The organism is Kitasatospora sp. Root107 (assembly GCF_001424875.1).
Lineage (GTDB): Bacteria > Actinomycetota > Actinomycetes > Streptomycetales > Streptomycetaceae > Kitasatospora.
Genome location: NZ_LMCT01000008.1, coordinates 99,533 through 120,107, shown reverse-complemented (window position 1 = coordinate 120,107; position 20,575 = coordinate 99,533). Strand labels below are relative to the sequence as shown.

The following is a 20,575-nucleotide window of genomic DNA, read 5'->3' as shown; positions in this document are numbered from 1 at the left end:
GGCCGACAGCTCGGCCACCGGTCGCTCAGTCGTCGATGGAGAGGCCCTCGAAGGCCATGCTGATCAGGCTGTCGGCGTCGAGCCCGTCGATCGAGCCCTCCTGGTCCGCCGAGCCCTCCTGGTCCGCCCCGCCGTCGCCGACGGCCGACTCGCCGCCCAGCTCCAGCAGTTCGTCCAGCAGGCCGGCGATCCGCAGCCGGTCGATCGGGATCTCCCGCAGGATGCGGCGGATCCGGTCCTCCTCGGTGCCGACCGCTCCGCCCTGGTCGGCCCCGGTCTCCGGGACCAGCACCTCGCCCAGGTGCAGGGCCAGCGCCCGGGCGTTCGGGTAGTCGAAGACCAGCGTGGCCGGCAGCCGAAGGCCGGTGGCCGCGTTGACCTGGTTGCGGAACTCGACCGCCGACAGCGAGTCGAAGCCCAACTCCTTGAAGGCACGGTCGGGTTCGACCGCATGACCGCCCGCGTGACCGAGGATCACGGCTGCCTGGGTCTGCACCAGCTCCAGCAGCACGTCGGCCCGGTCGGCTGCCGGGAGGCCGTTCAGCCGGGCCAGCAGGCCCTCGGCGGAGACCGCTCCGGCGGCGGCCGCGGCCGCCCGGCGCGGCCGGCTCCGGACCAGGCCCCGGAAGACCGGCGGCAGCTCCTCGCCCACCTCGGCCAGCGTCCGCAGGTCGAGCCGGATCGGCAGCACCGCCGGGCTCGCCAAGGTGCCTGCCAGGTCGAACAGTTCCAGGCCCCGCTCGGTCGGGATCGCCCCGATGCCGACCCGGCCCATCCGCCGGACGTCGGCCTCGGCCAGCTCACCGGCCATACCGCCGTCGGCCCACAGGCCCCAGGCCAGCGACTGGGCGGGCAGGCCGTGGGCCCGCCGGTGCGCGGCCAGCCCGTCCAGGAAGGCGTTCGCCGCCGCGTAGTTGCCCTGCCCCGCGTTGCCGAGCGTGCCGGCCGCCGAGGAGAAGAGCACGAAGGCGGTCAGGTCCATCCCACTGGTCAGCTCGTGCAGGTTGAGCGCCGCGTCCACCTTCGGGCGCAGCACCCGGTCCATTCGCTCGGGCGTCAGCGAACCGATCGCACCGTCGTCCAGCACGCCCGCGAGATGCACCACGCCCGAGAGTTGACGCCCCGCCAGCAGCGTGGCCACCGACTCCCGGTCGGACACGTCGCAGGCGGCCAGCTCCACCTCGGCACCCAGCCCGGCCAGTTCGGCCCGCAACTCGGACATCCCGTCGGCGGCGGCGCCGCGCCGGCTGACCAGCAGCAGGCTGCGGACCCCGTGCTCGGTGACCAGGCGGCGGGCCACCAGACGGCCCAGCAGACCGGTCGCACCGGTCAGCAGCACCGGGTCGGTGGTCGCCCGGTCGAAGCGGGTGGCGGGCACGGGCGGCTCGCCGTCGGCGACCGGCACCCGGGCCAGCCGGCCCGCCAGGACCGTACCGCCCCGTACCACCAACTGCGGTTCGGCGGTGGCCAGCACGGCGGCGAGCGCCTCGGCCTCCCCTGCCCGGCCGGTGTCGAGGTCGGCGAGCACGATGCCCTCGGGGTTGCTCAGTTGGGCGGCCCTGACCAGGCCCCAGACCGCCGCACCGGCCAGGTCGGTGACGTCCTCCCCCGGCAGCGCGACCGCGCCCCGGGTGAGCACCGCCAGCGTGGCGGCGCCGAAGCGCTCCTCCTGCGACCAGGCCTGGAGCACCGCGAGCACCCGGTGGGTGGCAGTACGGACCGCCTCGGCGTCGTTGCCGCCCTCGACCCGCAGCACCACCAGCCCGGGCACCACGGCCTCGGCTGCCGCGACCGTCTCCCAGTCCACGGCGGATACCGGCAGAGCCGGTCCTGCCGGGGTCACCGGCGTCCAGTCCAGGGTGAACAGGCTGTCGTGGAAGGCCGTCCGGCCCGCCGCCAGCTGCTCGTCGGAGACCGGGCGGGAGACCAGCGAGCGTACGGCGGCCAGCGGGTTGCCGACCGCGTCGGCGAGGGCCAGCGCCACGGTGTTCTCGCCCGTCGGCGAGATCCGGACCCGGACGGCGGCCGCACCGGCCGCGAAGAGCTCGACACCGGACCAGGAGAACGGCAGCACCCGGCCGCCGTCACCCTCCGAGGCGTCGTTGGCGAGGATCGCCGCGTGCAGGCAGGCGTCCAGCAGCGCCGGGTGGAGCCCGAAGCGGGCCGCCTCGGTGTGGGTCTCGACCGGCAGCGAGACCTCCGCGAGGATCGACTCGCCGTCCTGCCAGACGGCCCGCAGGCCCTGGAACACCGGGCCGTAGCCGAAGCCCATGGCCAGCAGTCGCTGGTACCCGTCCTCGATGTCCACCGCCGTCGCACCGCTCGGCGGCCAGGCGGTCAGGTCGAACGACGGTGCCTGGGCCTCGTCGGTCAGCAGGCCCTCGGCGTGCAGCGTCCAGCCCGCACCCTCGTCGCCCTCCGGTCGGGAGTGGACGGTGACCGGCCGGGCACCCGTCCCGTCCGCCGCACCGACCGCGACCTGGAGCTGAACGCCCCCGCGCTCCGGCAGCACCAGCGGCGCCTGGAGCGTCAGCTCCTCCAGCACCCCGCAGCCGAGCTGGTCACCGGCCCGGATCGCCAGCTCGACGAAGCCGGTGCCGGGGAAGAGCGTCGTCTCCCCCACCACGTGATCGGCCAGCCAGGACTGGGCACCGGTGGCCAGCCGGCCGGTGAGCACCAGGCCCGCACCGTCCGGCAGTTCGACGGATGCCCCGAGCAGCGGGTGCTCGACGGCGTCCTGACCGACGGAGGCCACGTCGTTCACCCCGGCCAGCGCGTCCACCCAGTAGCGGGTCCGTTGGAAGGCGTACGTCGGCAGATCCACCCGCCGGGCACCGGAGGCCGCGAAGAACGCGGGCCAGTCGACCGCCACACCGGCGGCGTGCAGGCGGCCGAGCGCGGTCACCAGCGTGGCCGGCTCCGGACGGTCCCTGCGGACCGCCGCGACGAACAGGGCCCGGTCGGAGTCGACGCTCTGCTGGGCCAGCCCGGTGAGGATGCCGTCGGGGCCGATCTCCACGAACCGGGAGACTCCGCGCGACTCCAACTCCCGTACGTTGTCCGCGAATCGGACCGCGTCACGGACGTGACTCACCCAGTACTCCGGGTCCGTGACGTTGCCGGTGGTCACCATCGGGGTCTTCGGCTCGGTGAAGGTCAACCCGCTGACCACGGCGCGGAATTCGTCCAGCATCGGGTCCATCAGCGGGGAGTGGAAGGCGTGCGAGACACTCAGCCGCTTGGTGCGCTCGAAGCTCTCGGCGATCCGCAGCACGGTCGCCTCGTCACCGGAGACCACCACCGAGCGGGGGCCGTTGACCGCCGCGATGCTGACGTCGGCGGTGAGCAGCGGCAGGATCTCCGCCTCGGTGGCCTCGATCGCCACCATCGCGCCGCCCGAGGGCAGTTCCTGCATCAGCCGGCCACGGGCCGTCACCAGCTTCGCGGCGTCAGCGAGCGAGAGCACCCCCGCCACGTGCGCAGCGGCGATCTCACCGACGGAGTGCCCGGCCAGGAAGTCCGGCCGCACACCCCACGACTGCACCAGGCGGAACAGGGCGACCTCGAAGGCGAACAGCGCACTCTGCGTGTTCACCGTCCGGTTGAGCTCATCGGCATCATCGCCCCAGATCACCTCACGCAGCGACCCGTCCAGCTCGGCCAGCACCTCATCGAAGGCGGCAGCGAACACCGGGAAGGCAGCGTGCAGTTCGCGCCCCATCCCGAGCCGCTGCGACCCCTGCCCCGTGAACAGGAACGCGACCTGCGCACCCGGCCGGGCCAGACTGACGTTGCCCCCACCCGCCGCGAGCTCGCGCAGCGCGGCGATCAGCTCCTCCCGGTCGGCGCCGACCGCCACCGCCCGGTGGTCCAGCGCGGAACGCGAGGTGGCGAGCGAGAACCCCAGGTCGGCCGGGGCCAGTTCGGGCCGGGCCTCGACGTACTCGGCGAGCCGGGCCGCCTGGGCCGGGATCGCGTCCACGCTCTTCGCCGAGACCGTCCAGGGCACCGCGGGCAGCTGCGCCACCTCGGTGGCCGGCTGCGCCTCGACGGCCGGGGCCTGCTCGATGATGATGTGCGCGTTGGTGCCGCTCAGCCCGAAGGAGGAGATACCGGCCCGACGCGGACGGCCGGTCTCCGGCCAGTCCCGACGCTCCGTCAGCAGCTGGACGTTACCCTCCGTCCAGTCCACCTTCGAGGTCGGCGCGTCCACGTGCAGCGTCTTCGGCAGCACGCCGTTCCGGATCGCCTCGACCATCTTGATGATGCCGCTGACACCGGCCGCCGCCTGGGCGTGCGCCAGGTTGGACTTGATCGAGCCCAGCCAGAGCGGCTGGTCCGCCGGGCGGTCCTGACCGTACGTCGCCAGCAGCGCCTGCGCCTCGATCGGGTCACCCAGTGTGGTGCCTGTCCCGTGCGCCTCCACCGCGTCGACCTCGGCGGTGGTCAGACCGGCATTCGCCAGCGCCTGCCGGATCACCCGCTGCTGCGAGGGACCGTTCGGCGCCGTCAGACCGTTCGACGCGCCGTCCTGGTTGATCGCGCTGCCCCGCACCACCGCGAGCACCGGGTGCCCGTTCCGTCGCGCGTCCGACAGCCGCTCGACCAGCAGCACACCGACGCCCTCCGACCAGCCCGTGCCGTCGGTCGCCTCGGCGAACGACTTGCAGCGCCCGTCCTTGGCCATCCCGCGCTGCCGGCTGAAGTCGATGAACATGCCCGGGGTGGACATCACGGCGACACCACCGGCCAGCGCGAGCGACACCTCGCCCGAGCGGAGTGCCTGGACCGCCATGTGCAGCGCGACCAACGAGGAGGAGCAGGCGGTGTCGACCGTGACGGCCGGCCCCTCCAGGCCCAGGGTGTAGGCCACCCGACCGGTCACCAGGCTGCCGCCGCTGGTCGTGGCGGCCTCCGGGCCGAGGCCGTAGTCGTGGTACATCACGCCGCCGAAGACGCCGGTCCGGCTGCCCTTCAGCGTGAGCGGGTCGATACCGGCGTTCTCGATCGCCTCCCAGGACGCCTCCAGCAGCAGGCGCTGCTGGGGGTCGATGGTGACCGCCTCGTTCGGCGAGATCCCGAAGAAGTCGGCGTCGAAGTCGGCGGCGTCGTACAGGAATCCACCGGTACGGGTGTACGTGCGCCCCGGCTTTCCCGGCTCCGGATCGTAGAGCGCGTCGAGGTCCCAGCCGCGGTCGGTCGGGAAGTCCGACACCGCGTCCACCCCGTCGAGCACCAGCTGCCAGAGGTCCCCCGGCGACTCCACCCCGCCCGGGTAGCGGCAGGCCATGCCGACGATGACGATCGGGTCGTCGGTCAGCGGCGTCACCACCGCGACCGGCGCGGTGGACTCGGTCTCGGTACCGGCCAGGGTCTCGCCGATGTGGTCGGCGACCGCCTGGGCGCTCGGGTAGTCGAAGACCAGGGTGGCGGAGAGCCGGATGCCGATCACCGTGTTCAGGCGGTTGCGCAGTTCGACCGCGCTGAGGGAGTCGAAGCCCAGCTCCTTGAAGGCCCGGTCCGGCTCCACCGCGTCGATCGAGGCGTGACCCAGGACCGAGGCCACCTCGGTCCGCACCAGCTCCAGCAGCGCCCGTCCGCGCTCGGCGGCGTCCAGGCGGGCGAGCTGCTGCCCGACCGCCGATCCGCCGCCGGCGCCCGACCGCGCGGTCTGCCGGGACGGAACCCGGACCAGTCCGCGCAGCAGGCTGTGGAGCGAATCGCCTTGCGTGCGCAGGGCCTTGGGGTCGATCCGGAGCGGCACCAGAACCGCTTCACCGGTCGCGATCGAGGCATCGAACAGCGCCAGGCCCTCGGCCTGCGGCAGCGCGGGGAGGCCCAGCTTGGCCATCCGCTGCTCGGCCTCGTCCAGCGAGTGCGCACCGCTCATGCCAGTGGTGACGCCCCAGAGGCCGAAGGCCATCGAGGTGGCCGGCAGACCGGCGGCCCGCCGCTGCACCGCCAGCGCGTCCAGGAAGACGTTCGCCGCCGCGTAGTTCGCCTGCCCCGCCGCCAGCACCATGCCACCGGCCGAGGAGAACATCACGAAGAACGCCAACTCGCTGTCAGCGGTGAGCTCGTGCAGGTGCCAGGCCGCGTCCACCTTCGGCGCCAACACCGCGTTCAGCCGCTCCGGAGTCACGGAGGTGACCACGCCGTTGTCCATCACGCCGGCGACGTGCACCACGCCCACCAACGGACGCTCCAGCGAGGCCAGCAGCTCCCGCACCGCCTCACGATCCGCCACATCACACGCAGCGACCTCAACCGCTGCGCCCAGCGTCGCCAGCTCGGCCACCAACTCCCGGGCCCCCGGTGCCTCCAGGCCCCGACGGCTCGTCAGCAGCAGGCTGGTAGCGCCGTGCTCGACCACCAAGTGGCGGGCCACCAGCGCACCGAGACCACCGGTGCCGCCGGTCACCAGGACCGTGCCGTCGACCACCGACGGCACAGCACCCTCGACCGCGCCGACCTTCGCGAACCTCGGCACCCGGACCACACCGGCCCGGACCGCGGCCTCCACCTCACCCGAGGCAACCACCGCACTCAGCGCCGCACCCGACTCCGACGCACCGTCCCAGTCCACCAGAGCGAACCGGCCCGGGTTCTCCGCAATGGCGGCCCTCAGCAGACCCCACACCGGGGCCTGCACCACATCCACCGCATCGCCATCGGCCGCCACCACACCACCGCGCGTCAGCACCACCAGGCGCGAGGCGGCGAACCGCTCGTCACCGAGCCACTCCCCCACCACACCCAGCACACGCTCGGCCAACTCCCGTACTCCACCAGGCACATCACTCGACGCAGGCGTCGCACACTCCAACACCACCGCCTCAGGCACCACACCGCCAGCAGAGAGCGAATCCCAGCGCGGCAGCTCACCCGAACCGGAGCCCACCGAAAGCACCGGCCACTCCACCCGGAACAACGACTCCACACCACGACCGGCCGACAGCTGCTCCGACGAAACCGGCCGACCCACCACCGACCGCACCGACAACACCGGCACACCCACACCATCGGCGACGGCGAGAGCGATGTTGTGCTCCGGGCCGACCTGGGAGATCCGCACCCGGACCTCGTTGGCTCCGGCGGCGTGCAGGGTGACGCCGTTCCAGGAGAACGGGAGGACGGGCTCGCCGTCGGGACGGTCACCGGCGTCGAGCAGGATCGCGTGCATCGCGGCGTCCAGCAGTGCGGGGTGCAGCCCGAACCGGGCCGCCTCCGCGTGCGCCTCGGCAGGCAGTGCCACCTCGGCGAACAGGTCGTCACCGCGCTGCCAGGCAGCCTTCAGGCCCTGGAAAACCGGTCCGTAGGCGTACCCCTGAGCCAGCAGCAGGTCGTACGCGTCACCGGTGGCCACGGCCGTGGCACCGGCCGGCGGCCACTCCGAGAAGTCGAACGACGGTGCCGCAGCGCCCGAGGTCAACACGCCCTCGGCGTGCAGGGTCCAGTCCCCGCCGTCGTCGCCCTCGATCCGCGAGTGCACCGTGACGGTCCGGGCCCCCGAACCGTCCGCCTCACCGACCGCGACCTGGACCTGCACCGAGGCTCCCGGCGGCAGGATCAGCGGCGCCTGGAGCGTCAGCTCCTCCAGCACATCGCATCCGACCTGGTCGCCCGCCCGGATCGCGAGTTCGACGAAGCCGGTGCCCGGCAGCAGGACATTGCCCAGCACGTCGTGGTCGGCGATCCAGGCGTGGGTGTCGATCGACAGCCGCCCGGTCAGCACCGCACCACCGGAATCCGGCAGCGTGACCACCGCGCCGAGCAGCGGGTGCTCGGCCGAACGCAGTCCGGCGGACGAGATGTTGGTGGTGTCACCGCCGAACCAGGAGTCCGCCAGGTACTCGTTGGTGTCGACCCAGAAGCGCTGACGCTGGAAGGCGTACGTCGGCAGGTCCACCCGGCGGGCACCGGTGCCCGCGAAGTAGGCGGCCCAGTCCAGCTCGACGCCGCCGGCGAACAGCCGCCCGAGCGCCGTCACGAAGGTCGCCGCCTCCGAACGGTCCCGGCGCTGCGTGGGGACCAGCACGGCGTCCTCGGACTCGACGCTCTGCTGGGCCAGCCCGGTCAGGATGCCGTCCGGGCCGATCTCCAGGAAGCGCGAGACACCCGAGGACTCCAACTCCCGTACCGCGTCCGCAAAGCGGACCGCGTCACGGACGTGACCCACCCAGTACTCGGGATCGGCGAACGAACCCGACGCCACCACCGGAATCTCCGGCTCGTTGAAGGTCAACCCGCTGACCACCGTGCGGAACTCATCGAGCATCGGGTCCATCAGCGGGGAGTGGAACGCATGCGAGACGCTCAGCCGCTTGGTCCGCTCGAAACGAGCGGCGATCTCCAGGACCGTGGCCTCGTCACCTGACACCACCACCGAACGCGGGCCGTTCACCGCCGCGATGCTCACCAGGTCGGTCAGCAGCGGCAGGACGTCCTCCTCGGTGGCCTCGATCGCCACCATGGCCCCACCCGAGGGCAGTTCCTGCATCAGCCGCCCACGCGCCGACACCAGCTTCGCCGCATCCGCGAGCGAGAGCACCCCCGCCACATGCGCGGCAGCGATCTCGCCCACCGAGTGACCCGCCAGGAAGTCCGCCTGCACGCCCCACGACTGCACCAGCCGGAACAGCGCCACCTCGAACGCGAACAGCGCACTCTGCGTGTTCACCGTCCGGTTGAGCTCATCGGCATCATCGCCCCAGATCACCTCACGCAGCGACCCGCCCAGCTCACCCAGCACCTCGTCGAAGGCCGAAGCGAACACCGGGAAGGCAGCGTGCAGTTCACGCCCCATCCCCAACCGCTGCGACCCCTGCCCCGTGAACAGGAACGCCGTCCGACCACGCGCCCGCCCCGAGCCGCTCACCACACCCGGGCTGGTCCGCCCGTCCGCCAGCGCCCACAGCCCGGCGAGCAGCTCGTCCCGGTCCGTGCCGACCACCACGCCCCGGTGCTCCAGCACCGCCCGCGTCGCCGCCAGCGAGTAGCCGACGTCGACCGGGTCCAACTCCTCGCCCGCGTCGAGGTGTTCGGCGAGCCGGGCGGCCTGCGCCCGCAGTGCCTCCGGGTTCTTCGCCGAGACCACCAGCGGCAGCACCGGCAGTCCGGTGACAGCGGCCGAGGGCTGCTCCACCTCCGCCGGGGCCTGCTCGATGATCACGTGCGCGTTGGTACCGCTCAGCCCGAAGGAGGAGATGCCGGCCCGGCGCGGACGGCCAGTCTCCGGCCAGTCCCGATTCTCCGTCAGCAGCTGGACGTTGCCCTCGGTCCAGTCCACCTTGGTCGTCGGCGCATCGACGTGCAGCGTCTTCGGCAGCACACCGTTACGGATCGCCTCGACCATCTTGATGATGCCGCCGGCGCCCGCCGCCGCCTGGGTGTGGCCCAGGTTGGACTTGATCGAACCGAGCCAGAGCGGCTGGTCCGCCGGCCGGTCCTGACCGTACGTCGCCAGCAGCGCCTGCGCCTCGATCGGGTCACCCAGCGTGGTACCCGTCCCGTGCGCCTCCACCGCGTCCACGTCGGCGGTGGTCAGACCCGCGTTCGCCAGCGCCTGCCGGATCACCCGCTGCTGCGAGGGACCGTTCGGCGCCGTCAGACCGTTCGAGGCACCGTCCTGGTTGATCGCCGTACTGCGCACCACCGCGAGCACCGGGTGCCCGTTGCGCCGGGCGTCCGACAGCCGCTCGACCAGCAGCATGCCGACTCCCTCCGACCAGCCCGTGCCGTCGGTGGCGTCCGCGAAGGACTTGCACCGGCCGTCCCTGGCCAGGCCCTTCTGCCGGCTGAACTCGACGAACACCTCGGGGGTGGACATCACGGCGACACCACCGGCCAGCGCCAGCGAGCACTCGCCCGAGCGCAGCGCCTGGGCCGCCAGGTGCAGCGCGACCAGCGAGGAGGAGCAGGCGGTGTCGATCGTGACGGCCGGGCCCTCCAGGCCGAAGACGTAGGACACCCGGCCGGAGGCGATCGCGCCCGTGCTGTTGTTGGCCGCGTAGTCGTGGTACATCATTCCGGCGAACACACCGGTCGAACTGCCCTTCAGCGTGGCCGGGTCGATCCCGGCGCGCTCGAACGCCTCCCACGAGGTCTCCAGCAGCAGGCGCTGCTGCGGGTCCATGTAGAGCGCCTCGTTCGGCGCGATGCCGAAGAACGCGGGGTCGAACTCGTCGGCGGCGTGCAGGAACCCACCCTCGCGGGTGTACGTGGTGTTGGCCCGCTCGCCGGTCGGGTCGTAGACCTGCGCGGTGTCCCAGCCACGGTTGACCGGGAAGTCCGACACCGCGTCGACCCCGTCGGCCACCAGCCGCCACAGGTCCTCGGGCGACTCCACCCCGCCCGGGAACCGGCAGGCCATACCGACGATGACGATCGGCTCGTCGTCCGTCGCCGACGCCGTGGCGGCGACGGCCGCGATCTCGGTCTTTGCTCCCTGCACCGCGCCCAGCAGGTAGGCCGCCAGCGCGACCGGCGTCGGGTAGTCGAAGACCAGGGTGGCCGGCAGCCGTCGGCCGACGGCGTCGCTCAGGCTGTTGCGGAACTCCACGGCGGTGAGCGAGTCGAAGCCGAGGTCCTGGAAGTGCCGGTCCGGGTCGACCGCCTTGGGGTCGGGGTGGCCCAGTACGGAGGCCGCCTGACCGAGCACCAGGTCGAGCAGCGCCGCCGGCCACTTGTCCTCCGGCAGGACGGCCAGCTTGCGCTGCAGCGCGCCGGTCTCGGCCTTCGCACCGGCCTTGCGGCGCCGGGTCGCCGGGGCCAGGCCCCGGAAGACCTCGGCGAGGTTCTCGCCCTGCGCGCGCAGCGAGGCCAGGTCGAAGCGGGTGGGGACGGTGATCGGCTCGTCGGTGAGCAGCGCGGCGTCGAAGGCCTGCACACCCTCCTCCGCCGACAGGGCGAACATCCCGCCCTGGGAGATCCGGGAGCGGTCCGCACCGGCCAGCTTCCCGGCCATGCCGCCGGCCTGGTCCCACAGACCCCAGGCGAGCGAGTGGGCACTCAGACCGTTTGCTCGGCGGTGGGCGGCCAGCGCGTCCAGGAAGGAGTTGGCGGCCGCGTAGTTGCCCTGACCGGGCGCGCCGAGCAGACCGGCGGCCGAGGAGAACAGCACGAACGCGGCCAACTCCCGGTCTGCGGTGAGCTCGTGGAGGTTGAGCGCGGCGTCCACCTTGGGGCGCAGCACGGCGTCGATCCGCTCCGGGGTGAGCGAGCCGACCACACCGTCGTCCAGCACACCGGCGATGTGCACGACCGCGATCAGCGGGACGTCCCGCAGCAGCTCGGCGGTGGCCTGACGGTCCGCCAGGTCCACTGCGGCGTACTCGACCTCGGCACCCAACTCGTTGAGCTCGGCCCGTAGTTCAACCGCTCCCGGGGCGTCGGCGCCGCGTCGGCTGACCAGCAGCAGCCTGCGCACGCCGTACTCGGCGGCCAGGTGCCGGACGAACAGTCCGCCCAGCGCGCCGGTGGCGCCGCTGACCAGGACCGTGCCCTCACCGTCCAGCGCGACGCTCCGGTCGGCGGCCGACGTGACCCGGGCCAGCCGGGCCGCGCGCAGCACGCCCTGGCGCACCACGACCTGCGGCTCGTTGCTTGCGGTGATCGCGGCGACCGTCGCCGCGTCCAAGGTCCCGTCCAGGTCCGCGAGCTGGATGCGCTCGGGGCTCTCGGACTGGGCCGAGCGGACCAGGCCCGCGGCTGCGGCGGCGGCCAGATCGGTGACGTCCTCGCCCGCCAGTGCGATGGCGCCTCGGGTGACCACCAGCAGGCGGGCGTCCGCGAAACGGTCCTCGGCGAGCCACTGCTGCAGCACCTCGAGGGTCCGGTACGTGGCGGTGCGGACCGCCTCGGCGTCCGAACCACCCGTGAGCTCCAGGGTCACCACCGGGGCGACCGCGCCGCCGTCGACAACCCGCTCCCAATCGGCGTACGCCACCGGCGCGGCCGGGCCGTCCAGGGTGACCGGCGCCCAGTCCAGGCGGAACAGCGAATCCTGCGCTCCGGACCGGGCGGCGGCCAGCTGCTCGCCGGAGATCGGCCGCAGCACCAGCGAGTCGACGGACGCCACCGGGCGGCCCTCGCCGTCCGCGACGGCGAGCGCGAGGCCGCCACCGGTGCCGGTCGGGGTCAGCCGGACCCGCGCCACGGCGGCTCCGGCCGCGTGCAGCGAGACGCCGGACCAGGCGAACGGCAGCGCGCCCTGCTCACCGATCGCACCGGTGAACACGGCCGCGTGCAGGCAGGCGTCCAGCAGCGCCGGGTGCAGCGCCAGCCGTTCGGCGTCGGACTTCGCCTGCTCGGGCAGGGCGACCTCGGCGAACACCAGGTCGCCGGCCTTCCAGACGGCCTTCAGGCCCTGGAACACCGGCCCGTAGGCCATCCCCGCCGCCGTGAACCCCTCGTACAGACCGCCCAGTTCGATCGGAACGGCTCCGGCCGGCGGCCACTGCGTCAGCTCCTCGCCGGACCGCCGGGCGCCGGGGACCAGCACACCGGTGGCGTGCCGGGTCCACGGCAGATCGGCCTCCGCGCCCTGACGGCGCGAGTGGAAGGTCACGCTGCGGGCCTCGGTGTCGTCGGCGGCGCCGACCACCACCTGCACCTGCACGGCACCGCTCTCGGGCAGCACCAGCGGCGCCTCCAGCGTCAACTCGTCCAGCAGGTCGCAGTTGACCTGGTCACCGGCCCGGATCGCGAGCTCGACGAAGCCGGTGCCGGGGAACAGCACCGAGCCGCCGACCACGTGGTCGGCCAGCCACTTCTGCGAGCCCACCGAGAGCCGGCCGGTCAGCACCACACCGTCGGTGTCGGCCAGCGTCACGGCCGCACCGAGCAGCGGGTGGTCGGCCGAGTCCAGGCCCGCCGAGGTCACATCCCCCAGGCTGGGCTGGGCGTCGATCCAGTAGCGGGCGTGCTGGAAGGCGTAGGTCGGCAGGTCGATCCGCTCGGCACCGGAACCGGCGAAGTACGCCGACCAGTTGATGCCGACACCGGCGGTGTGCAGCCGGGCCAGCCCGGTCAGCAGCGCGTCGGCCTCGGAGCGGTCCCGGCGCGACAGCGCCACGAAGACCGCGCTCTCGGCCTGGGTGGACTGCGGGGCCACCCCGGTCAGGATCCCGTCGGGGCCGATCTCGACGAACCGCGAGACCCCGACCGACTCCAGGTACTGGATGCTCTCGGAGAACCGGACCGCGTCGCGGACGTGGCGCACCCAGTACTCGGGATCGGTGACGCTGCCACTGGCCACGACCGGGATCGACGGCTCGGTGAACATCAACGTGCGTACCACGGCGCGGAATTCGTCCAGCATCGGATCCATCAGCGGGGAGTGGAACGCGTGCGAGACGCTCAGCCGCTTGGTCCGCTCGAAGCCTTCCGCAATGCGCAGCACGGTCGCCTCGTCACCCGACACCACCACCGAGCGCGGGCCGTTCACCGCGGCGATGCTCACCAGGTCGGTCAGCAGCGGGAGGATCTCCTCCTCGGTGGCCTCGATCGCCACCATCGCACCGCCGGTGGGCAGTTCCTGCATCAGGCGACCACGCGCCGACACCAGCTTCGCCGCATCCGCGAGCGACAGCACCCCGGCCACATGCGCAGCCGCGATCTCGCCCACCGAGTGCCCGGCAAGCAGCTCCGGCCGCACCCCCCACGACTCCACCAGCCGGAACAGGGCGACCTCGAAGGCGAACAGCGCACTCTGCGCGTTCACGGTCCGGTTCAGCTCGTCGGCATCGGAACCCCAGATCACCTCACGCAGCGAACCACCCAGCTCAGCCAACACCTCATCGAAAGCAGCGGCGAACACCGGGAAAGCAGCGTGCAGTTCACGCCCCATCCCCAACCGTTGCGACCCCTGCCCCGTGAACAGGAACGCCGTCCGGCCGTCCCCGGCGAAGCCCTTGACGACACCGGCGCCCGGCCCACCCTCCGCGACGGCGGCCAGTCCGCGCAACGCCGCCGCAGCGTCGCCCGCGAGGACCACCGCGCGGTGCTCGAGCGCCGCCCGCGAGGTGGCCAGCGAGAAGGCCACGTCACGCGGGTCGAACTCCTCCGCCGCACCGAGGTGTTCGGTCAGCCGGGCCGCCTGTGCCCGCAGCGCGTCGGCGCTGCGCGCGGACAGCAGCCAGGGCACCGGGACGCCTGCCGTCGGCTCGGGCCGCAGCACCGGCTCGGCGGCGGGCTCCGCCTCGGGGGCCTGCTCGATGATGACGTGCGCGTTGGTACCGCTCACGCCGAAGGCCGAGACGCCGGCCCGGCGCGGGTAGCCGTGGTCCGGCCACTCCTGAGCCTCCGTCAGCAGCTTGACGTTGCCCGCCGACCAGTCCACGTGCGAGGACGGCTCGGTGACGTGCAGGGTCTCGGGCATCAGGCCGTGCCGGATCGCCATGACCATCTTCATCACACCGCCGACACCGGCCGCCGCCTGGGCGTGGCCGATGTTGGACTTGATCGAGCCGAGCCAGAGCGGCCGGTCCTCGGGCCGGGCCTGGCCGTACGTGGCGAGCAGCGCCTGCGCCTCGATCGGGTCGCCGAGCGTGGTCCCGGTGCCGTGGCCCTCGACCAGGTCGACCTGACCGGCCGGCACCCGGGCGTTGGCCAGCGCCTGCCGGATCACCCGCTGCTGGGCAAGACCGTTGGGCGCGGTCAGCCCGTTCGAGGCACCGTCCTGGTTGATCGCCGAACCACGGATCACCGCGAGCACCGGGTGCCCGTTGCGCCGCGCGTCCGACAGCCGCTCCAGCAGCAGCACACCGGCGCCCTCGGACCAGCCGGTCCCGTCGGCCGACTCCGAGAACGCCTTGCAGCGGCCGTCGGGGGCCAGGCCGCGCTGGCGGCTGAAGGCGATGAACGGCGACGGCGTGGACATCACCATCACGCCACCGGCCAGCGCGAGCGTGCACTCCTTGCGGCGCAGCGCCTCGGCGGCCAGGTGCAGGGCGATCAGCGAGGAGGAGCAGGCCGTGTCGACCGAGAGGGACGGGCCCTCCAGGCCGAGCACGTAGGAGACCCGGCCCGAGATCACCGACGACGCGCTGGCCGTGGTCATGTAGGCCTCGGCCACCTCGGGCGCGGCGTCCAGCAGGTCCTCGTAGTCCTGGATACCCGAACCGGTGAAGACACCCACACCCGCACCACGCACGCTGTCCGGGCTGATGCCCGCGCGTTCGAACGCCTCCCAGCTGATCTCCAGCATCAGGCGCTGCTGCGGGTCCATGGTCAGGGCCTCGCGCGGGCTGATGCCGAAGAAGCCGGGGTCGAAGTCGGCGACGTCGTGAACGAACCCGCCCTCGCGGACGTAGCTGGTCCCGGACCGGTCGGCGTCGGTGTCGTGGTCGATGACCCAGCCACGGTCGGCCGGGAACTGCGTCACCGCGTCCCGGCCCTCCGAGACCAGCTGCCAGAGCTCCTCCGGCGAGGTCACCCCACCGGGGTACCGGCAGCTCATCGCGACGATCGCGATCGGCTCCAGGTCCTCGCTCTCGATCTGCTGGAGCCGCTGCCGGGTCTGGTGCAGATCGGCAGTGACGCGCTTGAGGTAATCGAGGAGCTTGTCGTCGTTCGCCATCTCAGTCCCACCGAGTCCTTTGGTCCTAAAGCCCGTTGCCCGCTCAGGCGAGGCCGAGTTCCTTGTCAATGAAGTCGAATACGTCGTCGGCGGAGGCGCTCTCCAACTGCCCGCCGACGTCCGGGCCGTGGCCGGCCCCGAGGCTCTCGTTCAGCCGGGTGAGCAGGGCCTGCAGCCGGGAGGTGAGGCGGCTGGCCTCGATCTCCTCGCCGGAGAGGCCGTTCACGACCTCCTCGAAGCGGTCGAGTTCGGCCAGCAGCGGCACCGCGGGGGTCCCGCCGGCCGGGCAGAGCTCCTTGCGCAGGTACTCGGCGAGTGCCAGCGGCGTCGAGTGGTCGAACACCATCGAGGTGGGCAGCTTCCGGCCGGTGGCCGCGCTGAGCGACTCCCGCAGGTCGACCGCCGCGACCGAGTCGAAGCCGAGGTCCTCGAAGGAGCGCCCGGCCTCCAGCGTCGCCGGGTCGTCGTAGCCGAGCAGGCCGCCGACGTGCTTTCGGACCAGGTCGAGCAGGGTCCGGCTCTGCTCCGGCTCGGACAGCGCGCCGAGCTGCTCCACCAGGCCCGACGTGCCGCCCGCCTGGTCGCCGGTCTCCTCCGGACCGGCCAGCGCGGTGCGGACCTCCGGGATGGCGTCCAGCAGTGGACGGGGCCGCGCGATCGCGAAGGTCGGGGCGAACCGCGACCAGTCGAAGTCGGCCACCACGACATTGCTCTGGTCCTGGGCGACCGCACGCCGCAGCGCCGTGATCGCCAGCTCCGGCGCCATCGCGGGCGCGCCGATCCGGCGCATCAGGGCGCCGAGCTCCGCATCGACCATGCCGCCGTCCCAGGAGCCCCAGGCGATCGCGGTGGCCGGCCGACCTTGCGCTGTACGGCGCTGGGCCAGCCCGTCCAGGAAGGCGTTCGCACTGCCGTACGCGGCCTGGTTGCCGCTGCCCCAGACGGCGGAGCCCGAGGAGAAGAGCACAAAGGCATCGAGCTTCTGCTCGCCCAGCAGCTCGTCCAGATGTACGGCGCCGAGCACCTTGGCCCGGCCGACCTCGGCGAACTCCGCCACCGTCAACTCGCCCAGTGGGGCGATCCGCTGAGCCACCCCGGCGGCGTGCACCACGGCGGTCAGCGGCCGGTCGGCGGGGATCTCGGCCAGTACGGCGGCGAGCGCGGCGCGGTCGGCCACGTCGCAGGCCGCCACCGTCACCTCGGCGCCGAGCGCGGTCAGTTCACCGACCAGCTGCTCCACGCCGACGGCCTCCCGGCCGCGACGGCTGGTGAGCACCAGGTGCTCGGCCCCCTCGGCCGCCAACTCCCGTGCCACATGGGCGCCGAGGCCACCGGTACCACCGGTGATCAGGACCGTGCCGTGCGGCTGCCAGACCTCCTGCCCGGCCGGCTGGTCACCGAGCGGCGAACGGACCATCCGGCGGCCGAGCACCTTGCCCTGACGGATCGCCAGCTGGTCCTCGCCACCGGTCGCCGTAACGGCGTCCAGCAGCTGGGAGAACGAACGCTGATCGGCGGTCGGCGACAGGTCCACCAGGCCGCCCCAGGTGTCCGGGTGGTCGAGCGAGAGACTGGCGCCGAAACCCCAGACCGCCGTCTGCGAAGGCACCGCGGTCTCCAGCGCGTCCACCGCGACGGCACCGGCGGTGACCGCCCAGAGCGGCACACCGAGCGCTGCGTCGCCGAGCGCCTGAGCGAACGTGATGCTCGCGACCAGACCACGGGAGAGCTCGGGGTGTACGGCGTGCGGGGCGTCGTCCAGGGCGAGCAGCGAGAGCACCCCGAGCACCGGCTCGCCGTCGGCCAGCCGTCCGGCCAGCGCCGCCCGGTCCTCGTCGGCGACCTCGAACGGCACGGCGTGGGCGCCGCGTTCGCCGATCGCGGCCAGCACACCGACCACCAGGTCGTCCGTCAGCCGGCCCGCCGGGACGGCCACCAGCCAGGCACCGAACAGCGATCCGCCCGACAGTTCGCCGACCGGCTGCCACTCCACCCGGTACCGCCAGGAGTCGACCTGCGCCTGCTCCCGGTGGCTCCGGCGCCAGGCGGCCATCGCGGGCAGCACCTTGCCGAGATCTGCCGAGTCGACACCCAACTGGTTGGCGAAGAGCGGGAGTTCCCTACCTTCGACGGCATCCCAGAACGCCGACTCCAGCGGGTCCGCAGCCCTGGCCGGGGCGGCGGACTCGGCGGGCTGGCTGTCAGCCCAGTAGTGACGGCGCTGGAAGGCGTACGTCGGCAGGTCGATCCGCGCGGCACCCCGACCGGTGAAGTACGCCGCCCAGTCGACGGCCACACCCTGCGCGTGGGCGCGGGCCAGGCCGGTCAGCAGCTCGCGCTCCTCGCTCCGCTCGCGGCGCAGCGTGGAGACGAACACCGCTTCGGAGTCCTCGGCGACGCAGTCGGCGCCGGCTGCGGTGAGGACGGCGTCGGGGCCGATCTCCACGAAGGTGGTGACGCCGCGCGACTCCAACCGGCCGATGTTGTCGGCGAAGCGGACCGCGTCACGGACGTGGCTGACCCAGTACTCGGGGTCGGTGAACGAGCCGGACGCCACCACCGCGATCTTCGGCTCATTGAAGCTCAATCCGCTGACCACCGTGCGGAACTCGTCCAGCATCGGGTCCATCAGCGGCGAGTGGAACGCGTGCGAGACGCTCAGCCGCTTGGTCCGCTCGAAGCCCGAGGCGATCTCCAGAACCGCGGCCTCGTCACCGGAGACCACCACCGAGCGCGGGCCGTTGACAGCCGCGATGCTCACGTCAGCAGTCAGCAGCGGAAGGATCTCCGCCTCGGTCGCCTGGATCGCCACCATGGCACCGCCCGAGGGCAGTTCCTGCATCAGCCGGCCACGCGCCGACACCAGCTTCACCGCGTCCGCGAGCGACAGCACCCCCGCCACATGCGCAGCCGCGATCTCACCCACCGAGTGACCCGACACGAAGTCAGGCCGCACCCCCCACGACTCCACCAGCCGGAACAGCGCGACCTCGAACGCGAACAGCGCACTCTGCGTGTTCACGGTGCGGTTCAGAAGCTCAACGTCCGAGCCCCACACCACATCCCGCAGCGACCCGCCCAGCTCAGCCAACACCTCGTCGAACGCCGAAGCGAACACCGGGAAAGCAGCGTGNAGCTCAACGTCCGAGCCCCACACCACATCCCGCAGCGACCCGCCCAGCTCAGCCAACACCTCGTCGAACGCCGAAGCGAACACCGGGAAAGCAGCGTGCAGCTCACGCCCCATCCCCAACCGCTGCGACCCCTGCCCAGTGAACAGGAACGCCGTCCGGCCATCGGTCTGCGCAACGCCCTGCACGACACCCGCCGGCTTCTCGCCCTCGGCCAGCGCCCGCAGCCCGGCCAGCAGTTCCGTCCGGTCCGCCGCGATCACCACGCCCCGGTGCTCCAGGGCGGCCCGCGAAGTGGCGAGGGAGTAGCCGAGGTCCAGCAGGCCCGCCTCGGGCCGGGCTTCCAGGTGTTCCACCAGCCGGGCGGCCTGGCCGCGGAGCGCCTGCGCGCTGCGGCCGGAGACCCGCACCGGTACAAGGGAGGTCGGCAGCACCGCCTCGGGTGCCGCCAACTCGCCGTCCGCCGGGGGCTCCTCCACGATGACGTGCGCGTTGGTGCCGCTCAGCCCGAAGGAGGAGATGCCGGCCCGACGGGGGTGTCCGTGGTCCGGCCAGGCCCTGGCCTCGGTGAGCAGCTCGATGTTCCCGGCCGACCAGTCGACGTTCGGCGACGGCTCGTCGACGTGCAGGGTCTTCGGCAGGATGCCGTGCTGCATCGCCTCGACCATCTTGATGACGCCGCCGACCCCGGATGCCGCCTGGGTGTGACCGATGTTCGACTTGAACGAGCCGAGCCAGAGCGGCCGTTCGGCCGGACGGCCCTGTCCGTAGGTGGCCAGCAGGGCCTGCGCCTCGATCGGGTCACCGAGCGTCGTGCCCGTCCCGTGCGCCTCGACGGTGTCGACCTCGTCGGCCGAGAGCTGGGCGTCTGCCAGGGCGGCGCGGATGACGCGCTGCTGGGACGGGCCGTTGGGCGCGGTCAGGCCGTTCGAGGCACCGTCCGAGTTGACGGCCGAGCCCCGGATCACCGCGAGCACCGGGTGCCCGTTGCGGCGAGCGTCCGACAGGCGCTCGACCAGCAGCATGCCGACGCCCTCCGACCAGGTGGTGCCGTCGGCGGCACCGGCGAAGGACTTGCAGCGGCCGTCCGGGGCCAGGCCACGGTCCTGGCTGAAGCCGACGAAGGAGACCGGCGTGGCCATCACGGTGACCCCGCCCGCGAGCGCCATCGTGCAGTCGCCGTTGCGGAGCGACTGGATGGCGAAGTGCAGGGCGATCAGCGAGGAGGAGCAGGCGGTGTCGACGGTGATCGCCGGGCCCTCCAGGCCGAGCACGTACGCGACCCGCCCGGACGCGACGCTGGCGAGACCGCCGGTGCCGCTGTCCGCCGAGTAGTCGTGGTAGACCACCCCGGCGAAGACGCCGGTCCGACTGCCCTTCAGGGAGAGCGGGTCGATGCCCGCGCGCTCGAAGGCCTCCCAGGCGGTCTCCAGCATCAGGCGCTGCTGCGGGTCCGTCTCGCGGGCCTCGCGCGGGCTGATCCGGAAGAAGTCGGCGTCGAACTCCCCCGCGTCGTGGAGGAATCCGCCCTCCCGGCAGTACGTCTTGCCCGGCGTGGCCGGGTCCGGGTGGTAGAGCTCGTCGGTGTTCCAGCCACGGTTGGTCGGGAACAGCGAGATCCCGTCGGTGCCCGAGGCCACCAGGTCCCACAGCTGCTCGGGCGAGCTGATCCCGCCCGGGTAACGGCAGCTCATCGCCACGATGGCGATCGGCTCGTGCTGCTTGGCCTCCACCTCGCGCAGGTGCCGCTTGGTCTGCTGCAGGTCTGCGGTGGCGCGCTTCAGATACTCACGGAGCTTCTCGTCGGTACCCATCTGCCCTCAATCGGTCTCAAGCTGTTCGTGAACCGGCCGGCTGTCGTGCG

2 protein-coding genes and 1 pseudogene are annotated in these 20,575 nt (G+C 72.7%); all 3 read right to left on the bottom strand.

Going from position 1 to position 20,575, the window contains the following annotated elements; genetic code table 11:
- Nucleotides 1–25: 25 nt before the first annotated feature.
- On the bottom strand, nt 26–15,649 hold the full coding sequence (locus ASC99_RS08865; RefSeq protein WP_369824221.1) for an SDR family NAD(P)-dependent oxidoreductase: 15,624 nt from the start codon (nt 15,647–15,649) through the stop codon (nt 26–28).
- Nucleotides 15,624–18,713, bottom strand: a pseudogene (locus tag ASC99_RS40245) (SDR family NAD(P)-dependent oxidoreductase); the annotation flags it as partial. The pseudogene ASC99_RS40245 and the gene ASC99_RS08865, both read right to left, overlap by 26 nt.
- Before the next feature lies 1 nt (nt 18,714).
- A partial coding sequence (locus ASC99_RS40240) for a type I polyketide synthase (RefSeq protein WP_369825085.1) occupies nt 18,715–20,495 on the bottom strand: 1,781 nt, incomplete at its 3' end.
- Between the last annotated feature and the right edge of the window lie 80 nt (nt 20,496–20,575).